Origin of the sequence: Bradyrhizobium tropiciagri (genome assembly GCF_018130545.1) — a bacterium.
Classification (GTDB): Bacteria; Pseudomonadota; Alphaproteobacteria; order Rhizobiales; family Xanthobacteraceae; genus Bradyrhizobium; species Bradyrhizobium tropiciagri_A.
This window is the reverse complement of the sequence record NZ_JAFCKF010000002.1, coordinates 579,337-600,108: the sequence shown is the minus strand read 5'-3', so window position 1 is coordinate 600,108 and position 20,772 is coordinate 579,337. Positions and strand designations below refer to the sequence as shown.

The window sequence follows — 20,772 nt, the reverse complement described above, 5'->3', positions numbered from 1 at the left end:
CGGGCACCGCCATCGCTATATCAAGCGCGCCCGGCACGTCCGGGCTTTTGGCGTTCGAATGGATTTGGGACATGACGGGATCGACACGATCGAGCCACGGGCTCGATGACCGCCGCAAGCGGCTTTTGTTTCGCTGCTGGCACCGCGGCACCCGGGAGATGGACCTGATCCTCGGCCGCTTTGCCGATGCCGAGATCGCCGGCCTGTCCGATCAGGAGCTCGGCGAGCTCGAGCATCTGATCGAGGTGCCGGATCCCGACCTCTATGCCGCGCTGACCGGCGACAAGGTGCTGCCGGCCGAATACGCCACTGCGCTGTTTGCCCGCATCAAGGCGTTCCGGGTCGCGGATCCCAGCGCATGAAGCAGCCGATGAAATCGCCGGCGGCGATGCTCGCGCCCGGCCGGGTGCTGACCATCGCCAATGTCGCCGAAGGCGCCGAGGGGCTGGTGATCTCCGATCTCGCGCGCGCCATCGCCGCGCAGCCGAAGCGATCGGCGGTCAGCCTTGCCGTGGTGTGCCGCGACGGTGCACGGATGCAGCAGCTCGCCCGCGCGCTGGAATTCTTCGCGCCTGATATCGCCGTGATGCAGGTTCCGGCCTGGGACTGCCAACCCTATGACCGCGTCTCGCCGCATTCCGGCATCCTGGCGCAGCGTCTCACCGCGCTGGCCAAGCTGTCGCGCCTGGTCGGTAGCGACAAGCCGATGATCGTGCTGACCACGGTGAACGCCGCCGTGCAGCGCGTGCCGGCGCGCGACCAGGTCGCAGCGCAAGCGCTGTCGGTCGCGCCCGGCAACGTGGTGCCGATGGACTCGGTGGTCGCCTGGCTCGAGCACAATGGCTACACCCGCTCGTCCACGGTACGCGAGCCCGGCGAATACGCCGTGCGCGGTGGCATCCTCGATCTGTTTCCGGCCGGCCTCGAGCAGCCGGTGCGCTTCGACTTCTTCGGTGACTCACTCGAGTCGATCCGCACGTTCGATTCCGAAACCCAGCGCACGCATTTGGACATGCGCGGCCTCGACCTGGTGCCGGTCTCGGAATTCCAGCTCACGACCGAGACCATCCGCCGCTTCCGCATGGGCTATGTCGCAGCCTTCGGCGCGCCCGGGCGTGACGACCAGCTCTATGAGGCGGTCTCGGAGGGACGGCGCCATCCCGGCATGGAGCACTGGCTGCCGCTGTTCCAGGAGCGGATGGACACGCTGTTCGATTATCTCGACGGCGCCACGATTGCGATCGAGCCGCAGGGCGAGGACGCCGCGCGCGAACGCTTCACGCAGATCGCCGACTATTACGACGCGCGACGCGAGGCGCTGGAGCATCCCGGCAGCGGCGCGATTTACAAGCCGCTGCCGCCGGACAAGCTCTATCTGACCGAGGCCGAGTGGACCAAGCTGCTCGGCGAGGCGCCGCTGGCGCGGCTCACGCCGTTCGCCGTGCCCGAAGGCACGCCGGACGTATTCGACGCCGGCGCGCGGCAGGGCCGCAATTTCGCGCCGGAGCGCGCCGACACCAATGTCAACGTGTTCGAGGCCGTGGTCGGCCATATCGGCGCGCTGCAGTCGCAACGCAAGAAGGTCATTGTCACGCTGTGGAGCGAGGGCTCGCGCGACCGCATGGGCGCGATGCTGCGCGACCACAAGCTGCTCAACACCACCAGCGTCAACACCTGGCGGATCGTGCAGGCGACGCCGCGCAACGAGACCATGCTGGCCGTGCTCGGCATGGAGTCCGGGTTCGAGACCGACGAATTCGCTGTCATCAGCGAGCAGGACATTCTCGGCGACCGCCTGGTGCGGCCGCGCAAGGCGAGCCGCAAGCTCGACAATTTCATCTCGGAAGTGACGAGCCTTGCGACCGGCGATCTCGTCGTGCACGTCGAGCACGGCATCGGCCGCTTCGTCGGCTTGCAGACGCTGGAAGTCTCCGGCGCGCCGCATGACTGTCTCGAACTGCATTATGCGGCGGAAACCAAGCTTTTCCTGCCGGTCGAGAACATCGAGCTGCTGTCGCGCTATGGCTCCGACAGCGCCAATGTCGAGCTCGACCGTCTGGGCGGCGGCGGCTGGCAGGCGCGCAAGGCGAAACTCAAGAACCGCATCCGCGAGATCGCGAGCGAGCTGATCAAGATCGCCGCCGAGCGGCAATTGCACGAGGCGCCGAAATTCCCGCTGCAACCGCATGTCTATGACGAGTTCTGCGCGCGCTTCCCTTATGACGAGACCGAGGACCAGTTGGGGGCGATCAATTCGACCTTGAAGGACCTCGAGATCGGCCGCCCGATGGACCGGCTGATCTGCGGCGACGTCGGCTTCGGCAAGACTGAGGTGGCCCTGCGTGCGGCGTTCGCCGTGGCACTGGAAGGCAAGCAGGTCGCGGTCGTGGTGCCGACCACGCTGCTGGCACGGCAGCACTCGCGGACTTTCACCGAGCGCTTCAAGGGCTTCCCGGTCAATGTCGCGCAAGCCTCGCGGCTGGTCTCGACCAAGGATTTGAACCAGACCAAGAAGGGGCTCAGCGACGGCAGCGTCGACATCGTCGTCGGCACCCACGCGCTGCTCGGCAAGGCCATCAAATTCAAGGATCTTGGCCTCCTGATCGTCGACGAGGAGCAGCATTTCGGCGTCAGCCATAAGGAGCGGCTGAAGCAGCTCCGCGCCCAGGTCCATGTGCTGACGCTGTCGGCCACCCCGATCCCGCGCACGCTGCAACTGGCGCTGACCGGCGTCCGCGAGCTCTCGATCATCGCCTCGCCACCGGTCGATCGCCTCGCGGTGCGCACCTTCGTCGCGCCGCACGATCCGCTGATGATCCGCGAGGCGCTGCTGCGCGAGCGCTACCGTGGCGGGCAGGCGTTCTACGTCGTGCCGCGGATCGAGGACCTCGCCGGCGTCAAGGATTTCCTCGACAAGAACGTGCCGGAGATGAAGGTCGCGGTCGCCCACGGCCAGATGCCGCCGACCGTGATCGAGGACATCATGTCCGCGTTCTACGACGGCAAGTACGACATCCTGCTCTCGACCACGATCGTGGAGTCCGGTCTCGACATCCCGAACGCCAATACGCTGATCGTGCACCGCGCCGACATGTTCGGCCTCGCCCAGCTCTATCAGCTGCGCGGCCGCGTCGGCCGCTCCAAGCTGCGCGCCTATGCGCTGTTCACGCTGCCGGCGCAGCAGAAAATCACGGCGCAGGCGGAGCGGCGGCTCAAGGTGCTGCAATCGCTGGAGACGCTGGGCGCCGGCTTCCAGCTCGCCTCGCACGACCTCGACATCCGCGGCGCCGGCAATCTGCTCGGCGAGGAGCAATCCGGCCACATCAAGGAAGTCGGCTTCGAGTTGTACCAGTCGATGCTCGAGGAGGCGATCGTCAACCTCAAGGCCGGCGTCGCCGAGCCCGCCGCCGACCGCTGGTCGCCGCAGATCACGATCGGCATGCCGGTCCTGATCCCCGAGGACTACGTCAACGACCTCAGCGTGCGGCTGTCGCTGTATCGGCGCCTTGCCGATCTCGACACCGACGAGGACATCGACGCCTTCGCTGCCGAAATGCGCGACCGCTTCGGCGTGCTGCCTGACGAAGTCCGCTACCTGTTCAAGGTCGCGGCGATCAAGGCCTATTGTCGCCGCGCCAATGTCGGAAAGGTCGATGCCGGACCGAAGGGCGCCGTGATCGCATTCCGCGACAACAGCTTTGCGCATCCGGAGCGGCTGGTGACCTTCATCCGCCAGCACGGCCAGGCGGCCAAGGTGCGGCCCGACATGAAGGTGGTGTTCTTCCAGGAGTGGGACACGCCGGAAGAGCGGCTCGCCGGCACGACGGAGATTTTGCGACAGCTCGCCAATCTCGCGGAGAGCAAGAAGGCGGCGTGACACAACTCTCTCGGCGTCATTGCGAGGAGCGGAGCGACGAAGCAATCCATCGTTCCGCGCGCAGGGATCGATTGCTTCGCTTCGCTCGCAATGACGATGCGGGTAGTTCGCTGTCGTAACGCTACGACGCCGCGCGCTCCGGCGCCGCGAACAGACGCCCCAGCAACGACAGCGCGGAATCACCCGGCATCAGCGTTGCGACGCTGACGGCCGGCTCGGCTCTGACGTCGCGGCGGCCGTTCTGGGTGTGGCGCATCACGCTGGCGAGGCGCCGCGTGATTGCCTGGGCGTTGCGCAGGTCGGTGCCGGCGAACGCCACCACCAGCGAGCGGTCATCGTATACCGCGCCGAAATCGGCCTGGCGCATCAGCCGGCTGATGATCCGCGCGCCGTCGAATTGCGCACGCGGCTGCGTGTTGTCGAAGGTGAACCGCGCCACCGAGAGCGCGCCGCCGCGCTCGGAGGTCTGGTAGACGGCGGTTGCGAAGTCGCGCTCGAACGCGGCCTTGGTGAGCAGGCCGGTGCGCGGATCGAGCAGGCCCTTGGCGTCGATCGCCTTGAGCATACGGCCGAGCCGCGCCTCGAAGGCGTGCTGGCGGATCATCGGCAGCGCCATGTCGGCGACGCGGGTCGGACCCGCGGTGACGATCTCGAGATTGGGCAGTTCGTAACGCGGCGCGAGCTCGCCCGAGGCAACGATCACCGGCAACGGGCGGAATCGGACATCCTCGGTCAGCACGGTCAGGAACGCATCCATCACGCGCGGCGTGAAGCCTTCGGCCAGCACGATACCGTCGATGTCGCGGCTTGAGAGATGCTTGGCGGCGGCCTCGATGCTGAGCGCACCGACCACGCCGGCGCGTTCGCCCAGCGCAACGGACAGCGTCGGGTAGGCGCCGCCGCGGCCGATCAACAGCGCAGTGGCTTCGCCGATGGGATCGATATCGGACATCGCGATCGGAGCCGGCGGCACCAAGCGGCGCATCACGGTCGCATGCAGCGCCCGAACCCGTAAGGACGCGTTGAGCCGGGCGACCAGGCGGTCCGGCATCCCCTTCTGCTGGAAGAACGCGATCACGGTGTCAGGCAGGGTGGTCGCCGGATCGATCGCGATCAGCGGCAGATAGGGCGCGCGGGCGGCAGCGCGCTTGGCCAGCCCCGCCAGGGTGACGAAGTCGACGCCCTCGGCGGCTGCGATGATCGCTGCCGGCTTGACCTGCTCGATAGCCCGTCCGACCTCGTTCCAGTCGGTGACCACGACCGGGAACAGCTTTGTCTCATCGAGGGCGGCGGCGAATGGCGGCTTTGCCGACGCCGATACGATGAGGACCGGACCTTGTTGAGACATTCGAACGCTCGAAACCAATGCTTCAGATCAGCAACGGCTGCGATGCTAGTGGGCATGGCTTAATGCGGCGTCAACACAATGCTAAGACTAACGCAATGATAAGATTTTAACTCATCCCGGCGCCGTTGCGGTCGCGAAACGCCTCGACCATCAATGGGTTAAGCCCAAGTTCTGTGAGGGCGTCGCGGGCTCGTGCATTGTCCTGCGCCCGTCCGGCCAGCCGGTGGCCGCTGAGGCGGTCCGGTAATGCCGTGAGCAGCGCGCCCTGGCCGAGGCGGCGTGACCACTCCTGCAACTCCCCGGCATGGAAACGATAGCCGCCGACGGTCATCACCCCCGACGGCGGCGCGGTGATGTTGATGGCGCCGGTCGCGCGATCGACCCGCGCGGCGTATTCGGTGTCGACGTAATCGCGCGGCGGCGGCGCGATCAGGGTGTCGGCGGGCGGTGGCGGCGGCGCATAGGCGGCGACCGGCACCATCGGGCCGCGCAGGCCGAGCGTGCCCTTCGGCGTCAACAGGATCTCGCCGGCGATCGATGCGCCGGGCGCTTCACGTGGCGCGCTGTGCGGACCGGGCTTGATCGCGGCCGGCGCGCCGTCCTCCGCGCTGCGGCGGGCGCCGAACAGCCCGGCCTCGCCGAACAGATAGACGTCGGTCAGGGTCACCCGCCGCGCGGTCCAGTGCGCACTGGAGGCAACCTGCTCCGGCGTGCGCCAGAGGCCGATCACGTTGCGCAACGAGGGCAGGCGCTCCGACAGGCCGCGCTCGTCGAGCCGCAACGCGAGCTGCGCGGGGGCGATCAGCGTGTCGCAGGCGTGGTCGTTGAACTGGGTCTCGAACGCGTCCTCGTCGAACGGGTGATGCATGACGAGCGTGCCGCCCGACAGCAGCCAGGTCACCAGCGATGCGCAGATGCCGGCAAACGACATCGGTGCGAATGCCGACATGATGGTCGCACCCTGCGGCAGGTCGCTCTCCAGCGACATCGCAAGCCCGCCGGCGATCAGGCCGAAATGGGCACGCGGCACCGGGCGGAAGCCGTCGCTGGTGACGTCGAAGGAGATCAGCGCCGGCTTGCGGCCGTCCTCGATCATGCGGCGCGTGGTCCGGGAGTCCTGCTGGATCGCCTCGTCCAGTGACGACATGCCTTCGGGCAGATCGGCTCCGAAGCCGCAAACGTGACGGATCGAGAACGCTTCCGCCGCGGCATTCATCGCGATGTCGGCATAGGAGACGCCGTCGATCTTGCTGCACGTGACGATCGCCCGCGCCGCGGTGCGGTTAAGGACGGACGTCAGCTCGGCCTGCCGCCACAGCAGCGGCAACGGCACCACCACCAGGCCGACGCGATGGGCGGCGAGGACGGTCAGGGCAAATTCGATCGTCGAGGGAAGCTGAACCGCGATCACCGAGTTGGCCGGCAACCCGATATCGACGAAGTGGGCGGCGATCGCCGAGATCGCGCCGTCGGCCTGGGCATAGGTCAGGCGCTTGTGGGTCTGGCCGGTGATGCGCTGCTTGTTGAGCGGGTCGACCAGCGCCAGCGCGTCGGGTTGCCGCGCCAGCGTGCGTTTGAACAGGGTATCAAGCGTTGGCGAGGTGATCGACTGGTTCACAGGTTCAACGTCGGTTGCATCGCTTCGATCGGACCGGGTCATGCCGCGTCGCCTGGTCGATCATCTGGATTGCGCGCCGGGCTTCTGCCACCAGGTCTCCGGCAGGTAGCCCGTCAGCGCATTGGTCGAAGGCCGTTCTATCCGATTCCAGCGCGCGTTCCATTGCTCTCCCGAGTTAAATAGGGGGATAGCGTAGAAGCCCGACATCAGGGCCCGGTCCAGCGCGCGCACCGCCGAGATGAAGGCGGGCTGCTCCCGCGCCGCCAGCAGAGCCGCGATCATGGCGTCGATCGCCGGATCCTTGGCGCCCATGTAATTCCTTGTGCCCGGCACGTCGGCCGCCTGGCTGCCCCAGTAGAACCACTGCTCGTTGCCCGGTGACAGCGACTGGTCCCAGCGAATGGGGACCATGTCGTAGTCATAGGCGACCCGGCGCTGCTCGAACTGCACCGCGTCGACCACCCGCACCGCGACGTCGATGCCGGCCCGCTTCAGGTCGCGCTGATAGGCAAGGGCAATCCGCTCATGCTCGCGGGTCGTGACCATGATCTCGAAGCGGAGCGGCGTCCCGGTCGATCGCTGCTTCAACACCGTGCCATCGAGCGCGTAGCCGGCGTCCGCCAGGAGCTTGAGCGCATCGCGGAGAACGGTGCGGTCGCGTCCCGAGCCGTCGGTGACGGGAAGGTGGTAGCGGCCCTCGAGGATGTCGGGGGCAATGTGCGACAGATACGGCTTGAGCAGGTCGCGCTCGCGATCGTCGGCGGGGCGGCCATAAGCGGACAATTCCGAACCGGCGAAATAGCCGCCCGAGCGCGAATACAGTTCAAAATAGTAATTGCGGTTGATCCATTCGAAATCGAACAGCATCAGCAGCGCCTGGCGCACCCTTACGTCGGCGAATTTCGGCCGCCTGGTGTTGAACACCAGATATTCGGATGGCGCCGGCGTGCCGATCTTGATCGGATCGCGGATCACGTCGCCGCTCTTGACCGCCGGGAAGTCGTAGCCCTCGTGCCAGCGCAGCGGCTCGGGCTCGGTCCTGAAGTCGTACAGGCCGCGCTTGAACGCCTCGAACTGGCCGTTGGCGTCGCGGTAATAATCGAGCCTGATCTCGTCGAAATTCCACATGCCGCGGTTCACCGGCAGGTCGCGCCCCCAGTAATCGGGGTTGCGGATGAAGGTCACGCTGGCACCGGGCTTGACGTCCGTGACGCGGTACGGACCGGTGCCGATCGGCGGCGCGAGCGTCGTCTCCTCGAATTTGGCGACGTCGGTGGCATGGCGCGGCAGGATCGGCATCAGGCCGAGAATCAGGGGCAGCTCGCGGTCCGCGACGCCGCCGAAATCGAACCGCACCGTGAGTGGGTCGAGCACCTCGGTCTTTGCGACTTTCGAATAATATTGGTGATGCAGCGGACGGCCGTGATCGCGCAGCAGCTCGAGCGAGAACACCACGTCGTCGGCCGTAACCGCGTGCCCGTCGGAGAACCGCGCGCGTGGATCGATGTGGAACGTCACATAGCTTCTGGCATCGTCGGTCTCGACGCTGCGGGCGAGCAGGCCGTACAGCGTGAACGGCTCGTCATTGTTCCGCACCATCAGGCTTTCGTAGACATAGCCGCGCTCATAGGCGTAGCCCCTGAGCTGCTGCACGGCGAGACCCCTGACGATCAGCGGATTGAGGCTGTCGAAAGTGCCTTCCCTGGGGCTCAGCACCAGGCGGCCGCCCTTGGGCGCGTCCGGATTGGCATAGGGCAGGTGGGTGAAGTCGGCCGACAGCGCGGGGGCGCCGTGCATCGCGAGGGCATAGCTCTCGGCCGCCGCCGCGGGGGCAAGCCCGCTCGCCAGCAATGCCAAGAGTGCCAAAACAAACGGCAAGACGAGCCGGTCGACGCGCCCGGGAACACGTGTGTGAGGTGCGGGATTTGATTCGCGAAACGCCACGTCCGAGGGTTTATCACAGGGCGCTGAAACCCGTCGTCACATAGGCGCAAATACGCTTGTCGGCATTGATCTTTCCGCGCGCCGCTGTATTGAAGGCGTGCAATTGGATAGGCGGGAACGCCAGTCACGTATCCGCCTCAATTGACTAGGAGACAGCCGCCCAAACGGCTATGTGTCGGCGCCTGCAGCGGTTTCGGGCGCTGCCGTTCAGAAAGGGTTTTCCGCAATGAATTTCCGTATCTTGGCCGCCCCGGTCCGGCCGCATGGGCGAATTGTTGCCCTGATGGCGGCGACGGCATTCTCTGCAGCGCTCCTGGTTCCTGCCGCTCAGGCCCAGCAGCCGGCAGCGCCCGCGGCACCGAAGGCAGCGCCCAAGGCGGCACCCAAGGCAGCTCCGAAGGCGGCGCCGGCTCCGGCAGCCCAGGCGCCAGCAGCCCCGGCACCGGCCGCAGGTCAGGCCCCCGCTGCGGCCGCCGGCCAGCAGCCAGCCCAGGATCAGCAGATCCAGCTGATCTACGCCCCCTGGACCAAGTTCTGCCTGAAGGGTCAGGAAGCCAACGCCAAGCAGGTTTGCTTCACCGGCAAGGACGGCCGCATCGAGTCGGGCCAGCCGGTGATCGCCGCCGTGATCATCGAGCCGGAAGGCGAGCCGAAGAAGATCCTGCGCGTCACGCTGCCGCTCGGCATGCAGCTCGTGCACGGCACCCGCATCATCGTCGACGGCAACCCGCCGCAGCAGGCGCCCTATGTGATCTGCTTCCAGAACGGCTGCATGTCCGACTATGAAGCAACCCCCGAGCTGATCGCCAACATGAAGAAGGGCCAGAACCTCGTGGTTCAGGCGATCAATTCGAACGGCGCGCCGCTGACGCTGCCGCTGCCGCTCAACACCGAGTTCGCCAAGGCCTATGACGGCCCGCCGACCGATCCGAAGGTGTTCGAGGAGAACTCGAAGAAGCTGCAGGAAGAGTTGCAGAAGCGCGCCGAAGAGCAGCGCAAGAAGCTGGAAGGCGCGGGCGGTGGCGCTGCGCCGGCAGCTCCGGCCAACCCGGCTGCCAAGTAAAACGTTCGATCACGCGTTCAAGAAAACGCGAGATCATCGCAATCGAAAAGGCGCCCGCGAGGGCGCCTTTTTTGTCATGCGATACCGACTGGCTGATGGCAGCCTGCTGCGCTGGTGATCGTGCGCATCGTGTGCGATGTTCAACCAAGGGTACAGTGGTTGCGTCGCGCCGTGAGCGCGGACCGTCAGTGCCTTATCCGGACAAATCCGGCGTCGCAGCACAATCATAAATCCGATACGGGAGGCCAGACGAAAGCGCGGTAAGCGCCTTCGATGCGCAGACGCGCGTGGTTGTTCGTGACCGCTGGCCGCCATTCGCAGTCATGGAAGTCGCGCAATGTCCCAGCAAGTCAGCACGCAGCGTCGGGAACCGCTCTCCCGGCTCACAGAGCCGCCGGTCGCCGCTCCTGCGGTCGATGCTGGTATCCGCGTCAACCAGGACAACGTCCCCGGCGCATTTCATCCGGGCATCGTCCATCTTGCGCTGGCGATGGGCGGGTTCGCGATCGGCATCGCCGAATTCGCGACCATGAGCCTGCTGCCGTTCTTCGCCCACGATCTCAACATCAGCGAACCCCAGGCCGGTCACGCGATCAGCGCTTACGCGCTCGGCGTCGTGGTGGGTGCGCCTGTCATTGCCGTGCTGTCGGCGCGCATGACGCGGCGGAATCTCCTGATCGCGCTGATGGGCTTCTTCGCGCTGATGAACGGCCTGTCGGGGCTCGCGCCCGACTATCACACCATGCTGGTGCTGCGCTTCCTCTCCGGACTGCCGCACGGCGCCTATTTCGGCATCGCCATGCTGGTCGCGGCATCGCTGGTGCCGATGGATAAACGCACGGCGGCGGTCGGCCGCGTGATTCTCGGCCTCACCATCGCGACTACGATCGGTGTGCCGCTGGCCAATGGGGTGGGGCAGGTGATCGGCTGGCGCTGGGCGTTCGCGATCGTGGCCGGCCTCGCGCTCTTGACCGCCATCCTGGTGCTGATCTTCGCGCCGCGCGATGCCGCCAACACCAATGCAAGCCCGCTGCGCGAATTGTCGGCGCTCGGGCGCAAGCATGTCTGGCTGACGCTGGCGATCGGCGCGATCGGTTTCGGCGGGCTGTTCTCGGTCTACACCTATCTGGCCTCGACCATGCTGGCGGTGACGCACACGTCTCCGGCGCTGGTGCCGGTGACGCTGTGCGTATTCGGCGCCGGCCTCACCGCCGGCAACCTCATCGTGCCGCGCTTTGCCGACCGCGCGCTGATGGCGACCGCGGGCGGGCTGTTGCTGTGGTCGGCCGCGACGCTGGCGCTGTATCCGCTGGCGGCCACCAATTTCTGGACGCTGAGCGCCGACGTATTCCTGATCGGGCTCGGCGGCGCGCTCGCCACCGTGTTGCAGACCCGGCTGATGGATGTCGCGGGCGAGGCGCAGAGCCTTGCTGCCGCGCTCAACCATTCCGCCTTCAACGTCGCCAATGCGCTCGGTCCGTGGCTCGGCGGAATGGCGGTCGCGGCAGGCTATGGATGGACGTCAACGGGTCTCGTCGGCGCGGGACTGGCGCTGGCAGGCTTTGTGGTCTGGGCGATTGCGGTGGCGCTGGCCAAACGTGAGGGCGTGTGAACGTGTCCGCGCGAATGCCGCAGCATTCGCCGGACCGGGGGCGCGCGTCAGTTCAGCGAGGGATTGCGCGGACGGTAGCCGCCCGACTTGTCCTTGATGAAGATCTCCGCCACCTGCGAATGTCGGATCGGCTCACCGGACTCGTCGGGCAGCAGGTTCTGCTCCGAGACATAGGCGACGTACTCGGTCTCCGAGTTCTCAGCGAGCAGGTGATAGAACGGCTGGTCCTTGTGCGGCCGCATGTCCTCGGGGATCGACAGCCACCATTCCTCGGTGTTGTTGAACTCCGGGTCGATATCAAAAATCACGCCCCGGAAGGAGAACACCCGGTGACGGACGATCTGCCCGATCTGGAATTTGGCGGTGCGCGCTTTGATCATGGTTCGTCGATAGACCAACATTGTGGCCGATGCTAGGGGCTAAGGCTCGAATTAACCCCCGGTTTACCGATTCCAGCCCTGCAAAAACGACCCGAAATCCGGCCGAGAAACTACTTTCAGAATGATCGATATCCTCAATCTGGCGTTGCCGTATTTCGGCTTGATCTTCATCGGCTACGCGTGCGGAAAAGCCAGGGGTTTGCCCGAGAGCGGGCTCGCCTGGATGAATTTCTTCCTGCTTTACGTTTCGTTGCCCGCGCTGCTGTTCGGGATCATGTCCAAGACCCCGTTTGCGGAGCTGAACAACCCGCCATTCCTGATCGCCACCACGCTCGGCACCGTGCTCGCGTTCTTCCTGGCGATGGTCGCGGGCAAGCTGATGGGACGCCTGACGCTGCGCGAGGCAACGCTCGCCGGCCTGTCGGGCGCCTACGGCAATATCGGCTATATGGGCCCGGGCCTCGCGCTCGCCGTGCTCGGCGCCAAGGCGGCGGCACCGACCGCGCTGATCTTCTGCTGCGACAGCATCTTCCTGTTCTCGATCGTGCCGCTGCTGATCGAGCTCACCGACCGCGACCATCCCTCGCTGCTGCACGCATTCGGCGTGGTGCTCAAGCAGATCGTCCAGAACCCGCTGATCATGTCGGCGGTGTTCGGCGCGCTGGTCGCCGCATTTCACATTCCGATCCCGGTCGCACTCGACCGCACCATCCAGTTCCTGCAGAACGCCGCCGCGCCGACGGCGCTGTTCGTGCTCGGCATCACCGTGGCGCTGCGGCCGTTCGAGCGGGTGCCGTGGGAGGTGCCCGGCGTGGTCGCGATCAAGCTCCTGATCCATCCGCTGCTGGCCTTCGGACTGATGCTGCTGTTCGGTCCGTTCGCGCAGCCCTGGGCCGCGACCGCGGTGCTGATGGCCTCGCTGCCGCCGGCGCTCAACGTGTTCGTGATCGCACGGCAGAACGACACCTGGATCGAGCCGGCCTCGGTCGCGGTGCTGATCGGCACCTTCGCTTCGGTGGTCACGCTGACCAGCGTGATGTGGTTCATCCAGAGCGGACGGCTGGTGTTCCCTTAGGGGGAAGACGACCGCCGCCAGGACGGCGCGAGGCCCTCGCGCATCGCGAGCCGCCGCAGCGGGCCGAACGCGCCGAGCAGATGCAGACCGGCAGCGCGTGCCGTCTGCACGCCGAGGAAGTCGCTGAGCAGCGAGCGGTTGGCGATGTCGATCGCCCAGGTTCGGCTGGCAACGTCCGGCCGCCGCGCCGCCTGGTAGCGCGCCAGTACGTTTGGCGCGCCGGGATCCTCGCCGCGGCCGATCGCCTGGCCCGTGATCTCGGCGATATCGGCGGCGTCGCGTAACCCCATGTTGAGGCCCTGCGCGCCGATCGGCGGCAGCACGTGGGCGGATTCCCCGACCAGCGCGATCCGGTCCTTTGCAAATTGCCGCGGCCGCTCGATCGCGAGCGGAAACACGTGACGGCCGGCCTGGACCTCGACGCGGCCGAGGATCGAATGCGACTGCCGCTCCGCCGCGGCTGACAACTCATCGTCGCCGAGCGCCTTGAGCCGTTCGGCCTCCTTGGGCGAGGAGACCCAGACCACGCTGGACCGGTTGCCAGCGAGCGGCACGAACACGCAGGGGCCGTGCTCGGTATGAAACTCGGTCGAGATGTTCTGATGCGGCCGGCTGTGCGTGATGTTGAAGGTGAGGGCGGACTGCCCGAGCTCACGGCTCGTCACCTCGATGCCGGCGGCCTCGCGCGACAGCGAATTGCGCCCATCGGCGCCGACCACGAGCCGGGCGCGAAGTGATGGGCCCTGCCGCGTCACCACGGTGACCTCGGCATCATCGGGCTGCACCGAGGCGGCCTCGTCGTCGAACCGGGTCAGCGCCGCCATCTCGGCGGCACGGTCCTCGAGGGCTGCGACCAGCGCGCGATTGTCGATGTTGAAGCCGAACTGCTCGCGGCCGATCTCGTCCGACGAGAACCGCACCTCCGGCGCGCGGATCAGGCGGCCGGTGTCGTCAACCAGGCGCATGGTCTTGAGCGCTGCGGCCTTGTCGCTGCAGCGCCGCCAGACGTCCAGTCGCTCTAGGATCTCGGTGGAGGCGCCGAGCAGCGCGGTGGTCCGGTTGTCGGCATAGGGCAGGCGGCGCGCCAAGAGCGCGGTCCGCGCGCCGGCGTCGGCAAGCGCAATCGCAGCCGTCAATCCGGCCGGGCCGCCGCCTATTACGATAACGTCATAATCCTGCGAGCTGTCGTTCATATCAGGACATTTGACATGCTTGGCCCGATTTTCAAGTCATCGGTAACCACCAAGAGTTTCCAACGCTTTGCGCGGCGGAACGCCGCAAGACCGCATATGCAAAGGGGGCCGATTCCTGATAGCACTTCGGCCGATGGAGCCCTCGAGCCAGCCCGATGCGTTGCCAGAACGGATGCGGACCGCCGCATTCTCCGTTCATATTTTCACGGCGCTCGGCGCCGGGGTCGCGCTGCTGGCGATGCTGGAAGCCGTGCGCGAGCACTGGGCCAACATGTTCGCCTGGCTCGGGGTGGCATTGATCATCGACGGGATCGACGGCCCGCTGGCGCGCCGGCTCGACGTGGTGCGGTTGCAGCCGAACTGGTCGGGCGAGGTGCTCGACCTGGTGGTCGATTTCGTTACCTATGTGTTCGTGCCGGCCTATGCGATCACCGCGAGCGGCATGCTGCTGCCGCTGGCCGCGCCGATCCTCGGCATCGGCATCGTGGTCTCCAGCGCGCTGTATTTCGCCGACCGCCGCATGAAATCCGACGACAATCATTTCCGCGGCTTTCCGGCGCTATGGAATGCAGCGGCATTCTATCTGTTCCTGTTGCATCTGCCGCCGGTGCTGTCGACCATCGTGGTCGCGATCCTGATCGCACTGACCTTCGCGCCATTCCACGTGCTGCACCCGTTCCGCGTGGTGCGGCTGCGCTGGCTGACGCTTTGGCTGCTCGGCGCCTGGGCGCTGCTCGGGATGTACACCCTCGCCAATGATTTCGTGGTCGGCCCCTCGATCACCTTCGGTCTCTGCGCCATTGCCGTCTACATCGTCGGCAGCGACACCGTGATCCGCCGGATGAAAGCCTTCAGAGCATGATGCAATTGATCACCAGCCCGGAAGCCTGGGCTGCGCTGTTGACCCTGACTGCGCTCGAGATCGTGCTCGGCATCGACAACGTCATCTTCCTGTCGGTGCTCGTCTCGCGGATCCCGCAGCCGCAGGCCAACCGTGCGCGGCAGATCGGCCTGCTGCTGGCGCTGGTGTTCCGCATCCTCCTGCTTAGCGTCCTGGTCTGGCTGATCGGACTGACGCAGCCGGTGATCACCATCTCGAGCGTCGCGCTGTCCTGGCGCGACATCATCCTGATCGGTGGCGGCCTGTTCCTGATCGCCAAGGCGACCCACGAGATCCACGCCGAGGTCGAGGCGCGTGACGCCGAGGAGCAGGACAAGCCGAGCCCCAACGCGTTCTTCTGGGTGATCGTGCAGATCATCATCATCGACCTGGTGTTCTCGCTGGACTCGATCATCACCGCAATCGGCATGGCGCAGGACATCGAGATCATGGTCGCGGCGGTCGTGATCGCCTGCGTGATCATGTACATCTCGTCCGGGCCGGTGGCGCGGTTCGTGGCGGAGCATCCGACCACCAAGATGCTGGCGCTGGCCTTCCTGGTGCTGATCGGCGTGGCGCTGGTGGCCGACGGTTTCAAATTCCACATTCCGCGCGGCTACATCTATTTCGCGATCGCGTTCTCGGCCGCGGTCGAGATGTTCAACGTGCTGGCCAAGCGCAACCGCAAGAAGCCGGCACACTAACCCGGTTCCAGGCGGCTTGGTTGACAAGCCAGCGCCGTTGGCCTTCGCTTGCCTGGCGCTGATATCTGAGGGGAGCGACGACATGACCAAGGCTGTGCGCGTGCACAAGGTAGGGGGCCCGGAAGTCCTGACCTATGAGGACGTCGAGGTCGGCCCGCCGGGGAACGGCGAGGTCCGGATCCGCCAGCATGCGGTCGGGCTGAACTTCATCGACGTCTATTTCCGCACCGGCCTCTACAAGGCGCCGGGCCTGCCGTTCATCGCCGGCAACGAGGCCGCGGGCGAGGTTTTGGCCGTCGGTCCGGGGGTGACCAATTTCCACCCCGGCGATCGCGTCGCCTATTACTACAACCTCGGCGGCTATGCCTCCGAGCGCGTCATCCCGGCCGACAAGCTCGTCAAGCTGCCCGACCACATCACCTATGAGCAGGGCGCCGTGCTGATGCTCAAGGGGCTGACGGTCTGGTACCTGCTGCACAAGACCTTCAAGGTCGAGCAGGGCCATCGGGTGCTGATCCACGCCGCGGCCGGCGGCATCGGACTGCTGGCCTGCCAGTGGGCCCACGCGCTCGGCGCGCATGTCATCGGCACCGTCGGCTCGAAGGCCAAGGCCGATCTCGCGCTCGCCAATGGCTGCGACCACGTCATCCTCTACAACGAGGAGAACTTCGTCGAACGCGTCAAGCAGATCAGCCGCGGCGAGCTCTGCGACGTGGTCTATGACGGCGTCGGCAAGACCACCTTCCCGGGATCGCTGTCGTGCCTGCGGCCGCGCGGCCTGTTCGTCTCGTTCGGCAATGCGTCGGGCCCGGTGCCGCCGTTCCCGCTCGCTGAGCTCAACAACCACGGCTCGCTGTTCGCGACGCGGCCGAAGCTCAACGACTATGTCGGCACCCGCAAGGAATTGCTCGAAGGCGCCGACACGCTGTTCGCCGCCGTGATCAATGGCAAGCTGCACGTGCCGATCAACCACGCCTATGCGCTGAAGGATGCGGCCAAGGCGCATATCGACCTGGAGAGCCGGGCGACCACCGGCGCGGCGATCTTGCGGCCGTAAGTCTCGCCGTCATTGCGAGCGAAGCGACTTGTCCGCCGAGTCCTTTGGCGAAGGCGGAAGCAATCCATCTTTCCACCAGGGATAGATGGGTTGCTTCGTCGCTTCGCTCCTCGCAATGACGTTCGGGGTGCTACGCCACCCGTCTGGCCGCACCGACCTTCGTCAGCACCGTGTCCAGGCAGTCAATGACAGCGGAAATCTCTTCCCGCGTGACGTTGAGCGCCGGCATGAAGCGCAGCGTGTCCGGCTGCGGCGAGTTGATCAGCACGCCGGCCGCAAACGCCTCGGCAACCACGGCCGCACCGATCGGCATCTTGAGGTCGAGTGCGAGCAGCAGGCCGCGGCCCCTGATCTCGCCGAGCCCATGCCGCGCCGACAGCCGCTGCAATTCGCGATCGAGCAGCAGCCCGGCATCAGCAACCGATTTCAGGAAATCGGGCTTGCCGATCTGATCGAACACGGCAAGGCCGGCAGCGCACATCAGCGGATTGCCGTTGAAGGTGCCGCCCTGATCGCCGTGATCGAAGCACGAGGCATGTTCGGTCGCGAGCAGAGCTGCGAGCGGCACGCCGCCGCCGATGCCCTTGCCGAGCGTCATGATGTCGGGTTCGATCCCGGCATGCTCGTAGCCGAACAGCTTTCCGGTCCGGCCCATGCCGGTCTGGATCTCGTCGACGATCAAGAGCAGGCCGCGCTGCTGCGTCAGCGCCCGCAACTCCCTGAGAAACTGATCCGTCGCGGGCCAGACACCGGCTTCGCCCTGGATCGGCTCCAGCATGACTGCCACCGTCGAAGCGGAGATCAGCTTCCGCACCGACTCGATGTCGTTCAGCCGGGCCTTCCGGAAGCCCGACACCTTCGGCTCAAACAATGGCTCGAACGCCTTCTTGCCCGAGGCCGACATGGTCGCGAGCGTGCGGCCGTGGAAGCCGCCTTCGAAGGTGATGATCTCGTGCGCGCCGTTCTTGTACTTGGCGCCAAATTTCCGCGCGAGCTTGATCGCGCCTTCATTGGCCTCCGCGCCAGAGTTGGCGAAGAACACCTGGTCGAAGCAGCTGTTCTCGACCAGCGCCTTTGCCAGTTTCAGGCTCGGTTCGTTGTAGAACGCCGGGCTCGGCGTCAGCAGCCGCCGGGCTTGCGCAGCCAGCGCGTCGGCTATCGCCGGCGACGAATGGCCGAGGGCGTTGACGGCCCAGCCCTGCACGAAATCGAGGTAGCGATTGCGGTTGCTGTCCCAGAGGTACGAGCCGGCGCCGCGCACGAACACGACCTCGGGGCGAGCGGTGATGTCCATCAGCGCGTCGAACGGTTGGGTGGCGTCTATCATATCGATCTCCTCTGGGGTCAGTGTGGGGAAAGGGCAAGCCGAAAAGCGAGAAGGCCGCGCTTTGGGGCGCGGCCTTCTCGAAAACCCTGGCTGATTTAGCTAATCAGCGGCGGCATCGGACACGGCGCGACCCATCATCGTCGTTGCGACGACGCTGGCAGATGGCGCGGCGGTTGGTCCGGTTCAGCTTCATGGCGCAGGGCCATACAGCCGAAGGGGCGGCGGTGTCAAGCCGGAGGTGATATCGCGCGCAACCGGCTCGCGGAGCGTGTTAAGGTGCGACGAGGCAATCTTGGAGGTGGCATCGTGATCAAGCTGCTGATCGAACGAGATCTTCCGGCCAATTTCGACGTGACCGACGACGCGCAGGCGGCGCGTCATGCGCGGATTGCGCTGGATGCCATCATCGCGACGAAGGGCAAGATGCACTGGATCTGCACCTATGCGACTGACGACCGCAAGCTGTTTGGACTCGTCGTGGTCGACAGCGAAGAGGTCATCGATGCCTATGTGCGCAATGCGGGCATCGGCAGCTCGGTGCGCATCCATCGCGTGCTGCGTACGCTCGACCCGGCACTCGCAGCTCCGGCGACGACCAACTAGGGCGCGTACTCATAAACTGGGCTGCCCGCTTACAGGAGCGAAGCAGACACTCAGACTGACATGAGGGATGTCGCCTTGTGACCCAAAGCTGACTTCTTTTGATATAGGTCAAGACCTCCGGAAAGTGTGTATCGGTACTTAAGCCCCACGGATGACATCCGTTATCAGAGCGTTTGGGGGCGAGGCATGGCAACCGATGCGGAGCTGAGACGGCGCTTTTTCCGGCATTTTTGGAATCACTTCCGCGTCGTTTGGCCGATCATGTCAGGTTTGGTCGCGTTCCAGCTGGCACTTGGCGCGGTGATCGGAGTCCTCGAACGCTGGTCGGTGAGCGAGATGATCTATTTCACGTTCGTGACCGCCCTCACGATTGGTTATGGGGATTTGGCCCCGAAGCGCATGAGCTCGCGGATGATAGCCTTGGCAATCGGCTTCTCCGGGATACTGCTGACCGCCCTTATCGCTGCGCTCGGCGTGCGCTCCCTGCAAGAGGCGGCCAAAGACGAATAGCCTGTCGGGTCACCGTGAGGAAGCGCCGTGAACTGCTCGCGCGAGCTGGCCCTTGCAAGTATCGTTCAGGCTCGCGATCGCGGATTTCAGGCAAACCGCAAATTCTGCCTCTTGCCGCTCAACGCTCGCGCACCGTTGCTTGATGGAGGCACTGCATTCCTTGTCAAACTCGTCAACCTCCGTGAACTTGGCAAGGGTCACCAAGCATGGAGTTGAGACCTCGTGAACATGCTCCCTCATACATCCAAGGAGGCGGCCATCTCCCGGTTCAATCCCGGGGCACAGCTTTCTGAAGTCGGCTATGCAAGCTCCAACGTCCAGCTTTTGCGCGATCGCACCTGATGTCCACAATGCCAAGATGGTGCCGATCGGCAGAATGATCCTTCTGAGCATGTCCAACACTCCATCCTCGGTCAATGGCCGTGGCCACCGCCACTGCCTTCGCCCTCTTCGGTGAACACGTAGTTTTCCCAACTGCGGATGCGGAGGAGGATCATGCGGAGCAACGACAGGCCCTCCATATGCTCGGTGTAGATGGCGATCTGACAAGCAGCCCCGAGGGGTAAGTTATAGCCGCTGACATCATCAGTCAGATTGATCGTGGCAAGAGCCCGGCCGCCCTCCGGAAGGCTGCCGACATCGATCAGCGTGCCCGAGGGCGGGAGCTGCCCGGTTGGAATGGCATCGATGACCGTTCCGACTTTGCCTCTGAAGACACGACCCGGAACGGCAGCAAACGCGACCTCCGCTCTATCGCCACTTTTGACGCGTTGCAGGGAGTTCTGCCAGAACGCACCCGTCAACGCCTTGTCCTTTGGATCGGTGTTGACGAATGCCATGACCGGCTTCAGGGGGATCGGGACCACGTACATGCCGGGCCGCAGCGTGACCTGGGTGACAAATCCGTGGGAAGGCGCACGCGTGACCGTTTGGTCGAGATCGAATTGAGCATCACTCAGTTCAGCGGCCAACCGGGCGACGGACGTGTTAACGCCGCCGATGTTCGATGTGTAAGCCAACCGCGCGCGATCCTCTTCGGCTTGAGCCCCGACCGTGCTTTGCTTCGCGGTATCGAGATTGCGTTGGTAGGTATCCAGCGTCGCTTGGGCTATCACTTGCTTGCTAAAAAGCTCGGCCTGACGGTCGTAATTGTCTTGCGCCAATTTTTGTTGCGCGGCGGCGCGATCCTTGTTTGCGGTGGCTTGATCGAGCGATGCTTTCAACTGGCGGACATTCTGTTCTGCTTCCGCAAGCGCGGCCTTCCTCTCGTCCACGACATACTGGTACGGCTTCGGATCGACCTTGAACAGAACGTCGCCTTCCTTAAGCGGCTGGTTTGGCGCAACCGGTACCTCGACTACGCGGCCTCTTACGCCGGGTATGATCGGAGTGACCGTAAAATAAATTCTGCCGTTCTTTGTGTAGGGATGATTGTAGTTCATGGCCAGCAGCAACAGCGAGATTCCGAATAAGCCCACCAGCACCGCGGTCATCAGCGTCCATTGATTGACGGGGATCTTGAAGATCTTGAAGATCGCGATGCACAACGCCACGTAAAGCAGGCAGAGCAGGATTTCCATG

General features: G+C 65.2%; 17 protein-coding genes. 10 read left to right on the top strand and 7 right to left on the bottom strand.

Annotation, left to right across the window (positions count from 1 at the left end):
• Positions 1 to 71 precede the first annotated feature (71 nt).
• On the top strand, positions 72 to 362 hold the full coding sequence (locus tag JQ616_RS09395; RefSeq protein WP_212013872.1) for a succinate dehydrogenase assembly factor 2: 291 nt from the start codon (positions 72 to 74) through the stop codon (positions 360 to 362).
• The gene (gene mfd, locus JQ616_RS09390) at positions 359 to 3,877 is read left to right on the top strand and encodes a transcription-repair coupling factor (protein ID WP_212013870.1); all 3,519 of its coding nucleotides are present in this window, start codon (positions 359 to 361) and stop codon (positions 3,875 to 3,877) included. The genes JQ616_RS09395 and mfd overlap by 4 nt, the downstream gene beginning before the upstream one ends.
• A gap of 121 nt (positions 3,878 to 3,998) precedes the next feature.
• Here mfd and JQ616_RS09385 read toward each other — a convergent pair whose 3' ends face one another.
• The 3 genes from JQ616_RS09385 to JQ616_RS09375 all read right to left on the bottom strand — a co-directional run bounded on the left by JQ616_RS09385 (position 3,999) and on the right by JQ616_RS09375 (position 8,640).
• The gene (locus tag JQ616_RS09385) at positions 3,999 to 5,225 is read right to left on the bottom strand and encodes a GGDEF domain-containing protein (RefSeq protein WP_212013868.1); all 1,227 of its coding nucleotides are present in this window, start codon (positions 5,223 to 5,225) and stop codon (positions 3,999 to 4,001) included.
• A gap of 106 nt (positions 5,226 to 5,331) precedes the next feature.
• Positions 5,332 to 6,885, bottom strand: a complete 1,554-nt coding sequence (locus JQ616_RS09380) for an AMP-binding protein (RefSeq protein ID WP_212013866.1) — start codon at positions 6,883 to 6,885, stop codon at positions 5,332 to 5,334.
• Between the two features lie 18 nt (positions 6,886 to 6,903).
• On the bottom strand, positions 6,904 to 8,640 hold the full coding sequence (locus JQ616_RS09375) for an extracellular solute-binding protein (RefSeq protein WP_249136678.1): 1,737 nt from the start codon (positions 8,638 to 8,640) through the stop codon (positions 6,904 to 6,906).
• Positions 8,641 to 9,013: 373 nt separating this feature from the next.
• Between JQ616_RS09375 and JQ616_RS09370 the strand changes: the two genes are divergently transcribed.
• On the top strand, positions 9,014 to 9,850 hold the full coding sequence (locus JQ616_RS09370; protein ID WP_212013864.1) for an invasion associated locus B family protein: 837 nt from the start codon (positions 9,014 to 9,016) through the stop codon (positions 9,848 to 9,850).
• A 337-nt stretch (positions 9,851 to 10,187) separates the two neighbouring features.
• Positions 10,188 to 11,462 (top strand): MFS transporter, encoded by a 1,275-nt coding sequence (locus tag JQ616_RS09365; RefSeq protein ID WP_212013861.1) that lies wholly within the window; start codon positions 10,188 to 10,190, stop codon positions 11,460 to 11,462.
• A gap of 47 nt (positions 11,463 to 11,509) precedes the next feature.
• Here the strand turns inward: JQ616_RS09365 and hspQ are convergent, their stop codons facing one another.
• Positions 11,510 to 11,842, bottom strand: coding sequence for a heat shock protein HspQ (gene hspQ / locus JQ616_RS09360; RefSeq protein WP_021081543.1), 333 nt, complete (start codon positions 11,840 to 11,842; stop codon positions 11,510 to 11,512).
• 121 nt (positions 11,843 to 11,963) lie between these two features.
• On the opposite strand from hspQ, the gene JQ616_RS09355 reads away from it, so the two are divergent.
• On the top strand, positions 11,964 to 12,917 hold the full coding sequence (locus JQ616_RS09355) for an AEC family transporter (RefSeq protein WP_212013859.1): 954 nt from the start codon (positions 11,964 to 11,966) through the stop codon (positions 12,915 to 12,917).
• Here JQ616_RS09355 and JQ616_RS09350 read toward each other — a convergent pair.
• A complete protein-coding gene (locus JQ616_RS09350) occupies positions 12,914 to 14,110 on the bottom strand; it encodes a UbiH/UbiF family hydroxylase (protein ID WP_212013857.1) in 1,197 nt (398 codons plus the stop codon). The genes JQ616_RS09355 and JQ616_RS09350 overlap by 4 nt on opposite strands.
• A 133-nt stretch (positions 14,111 to 14,243) precedes the next feature.
• Between JQ616_RS09350 and pcsA the strand changes: the two genes are divergently transcribed.
• The 3 genes from pcsA (at position 14,244) to JQ616_RS09335 (ending at position 16,751) form a co-directional block, all read left to right on the top strand.
• Complete coding sequence (gene pcsA / locus JQ616_RS09345; RefSeq protein ID WP_212013855.1) at positions 14,244 to 14,972, top strand: phosphatidylcholine synthase; 729 nt, start codon at positions 14,244 to 14,246, stop codon at positions 14,970 to 14,972.
• The gene (locus JQ616_RS09340; RefSeq protein ID WP_212013853.1) at positions 14,969 to 15,694 is read left to right on the top strand and encodes a TerC family protein; all 726 of its coding nucleotides are present in this window, start codon (positions 14,969 to 14,971) and stop codon (positions 15,692 to 15,694) included. The genes pcsA and JQ616_RS09340 overlap by 4 nt, the downstream gene beginning before the upstream one ends.
• Before the next feature lie 82 nt (positions 15,695 to 15,776).
• Positions 15,777 to 16,751, top strand: a complete 975-nt coding sequence (locus JQ616_RS09335; protein ID WP_212013851.1) for a quinone oxidoreductase family protein — start codon at positions 15,777 to 15,779, stop codon at positions 16,749 to 16,751.
• 130 nt (positions 16,752 to 16,881) lie between these two features.
• Here JQ616_RS09335 and JQ616_RS09330 read toward each other — a convergent pair whose 3' ends face one another.
• Positions 16,882 to 18,078, bottom strand: coding sequence for an acetylornithine transaminase (locus JQ616_RS09330; RefSeq protein WP_212013848.1), 1,197 nt, complete (start codon positions 18,076 to 18,078; stop codon positions 16,882 to 16,884).
• 306 nt (positions 18,079 to 18,384) lie between these two features.
• Here JQ616_RS09330 and JQ616_RS09325 point away from each other — a divergent pair, with 306 nt between their 5' ends.
• Both JQ616_RS09325 and JQ616_RS09320 read left to right on the top strand, forming a co-directional pair.
• Entirely contained in the window at positions 18,385 to 18,681 is a 297-nt protein-coding gene (locus JQ616_RS09325; protein WP_212013847.1) for a hypothetical protein, read from the top strand.
• A 186-nt stretch (positions 18,682 to 18,867) separates the two neighbouring features.
• Positions 18,868 to 19,191 carry a potassium channel family protein gene (locus JQ616_RS09320; RefSeq protein WP_212013845.1) on the top strand — a complete coding sequence of 108 codons (324 nt, stop codon included), beginning with the start codon at positions 18,868 to 18,870 and terminating at the stop codon, positions 19,189 to 19,191.
• A 413-nt stretch (positions 19,192 to 19,604) separates the two neighbouring features.
• On the opposite strand, the gene JQ616_RS09315 is transcribed toward JQ616_RS09320, so the two are convergent.
• A complete protein-coding gene (locus JQ616_RS09315) occupies positions 19,605 to 20,771 on the bottom strand; it encodes an HlyD family secretion protein (RefSeq protein WP_212013843.1) in 1,167 nt (388 codons plus the stop codon).
• Position 20,772: the final 1 nt, after the last annotated feature.

Bases quoted from the DNA above. Each gene is read 5' to 3' on its own strand.
- JQ616_RS09395 (WP_212013872.1), top strand. From the start codon at position 72: ATGACGGGATCGACACGATCGAGCCACGGGCTCGATGACCGCCGCAAG.
- JQ616_RS09365 (WP_212013861.1), top strand. From the start codon at position 10,188: ATGTCCCAGCAAGTCAGCACGCAGCGTCGGGAACCGCTCTCCCGGCTC.
- JQ616_RS09335 (WP_212013851.1), top strand. From the start codon at position 15,777: ATGACCAAGGCTGTGCGCGTGCACAAGGTAGGGGGCCCGGAAGTCCTG.
- JQ616_RS09380 (WP_212013866.1), bottom strand. From the start codon at position 6,885: ATGACCCGGTCCGATCGAAGCGATGCAACCGACGTTGAACCTGTGAAC.
- JQ616_RS09320 (WP_212013845.1), top strand. From the start codon at position 18,868: ATGGCAACCGATGCGGAGCTGAGACGGCGCTTTTTCCGGCATTTTTGG.
- pcsA (WP_212013855.1), top strand. From the start codon at position 14,244: ATGGAGCCCTCGAGCCAGCCCGATGCGTTGCCAGAACGGATGCGGACC.
- JQ616_RS09350 (WP_212013857.1), bottom strand. From the start codon at position 14,110: ATGAACGACAGCTCGCAGGATTATGACGTTATCGTAATAGGCGGCGGC.
- JQ616_RS09385 (WP_212013868.1), bottom strand. From the start codon at position 5,225: ATGTCTCAACAAGGTCCGGTCCTCATCGTATCGGCGTCGGCAAAGCCG.
- JQ616_RS09355 (WP_212013859.1), top strand. From the start codon at position 11,964: ATGATCGATATCCTCAATCTGGCGTTGCCGTATTTCGGCTTGATCTTC.
- JQ616_RS09370 (WP_212013864.1), top strand. From the start codon at position 9,014: ATGAATTTCCGTATCTTGGCCGCCCCGGTCCGGCCGCATGGGCGAATT.
- hspQ (WP_021081543.1), bottom strand. From the start codon at position 11,842: ATGATCAAAGCGCGCACCGCCAAATTCCAGATCGGGCAGATCGTCCGT.
- JQ616_RS09340 (WP_212013853.1), top strand. From the start codon at position 14,969: ATGATGCAATTGATCACCAGCCCGGAAGCCTGGGCTGCGCTGTTGACC.
- JQ616_RS09315 (WP_212013843.1), bottom strand. From the start codon at position 20,771: ATGGAAATCCTGCTCTGCCTGCTTTACGTGGCGTTGTGCATCGCGATC.
- JQ616_RS09330 (WP_212013848.1), bottom strand. From the start codon at position 18,078: ATGATAGACGCCACCCAACCGTTCGACGCGCTGATGGACATCACCGCT.
- mfd (WP_212013870.1), top strand. From the start codon at position 359: ATGAAGCAGCCGATGAAATCGCCGGCGGCGATGCTCGCGCCCGGCCGG.
- JQ616_RS09375 (WP_249136678.1), bottom strand. From the start codon at position 8,640: ATGCACGGCGCCCCCGCGCTGTCGGCCGACTTCACCCACCTGCCCTAT.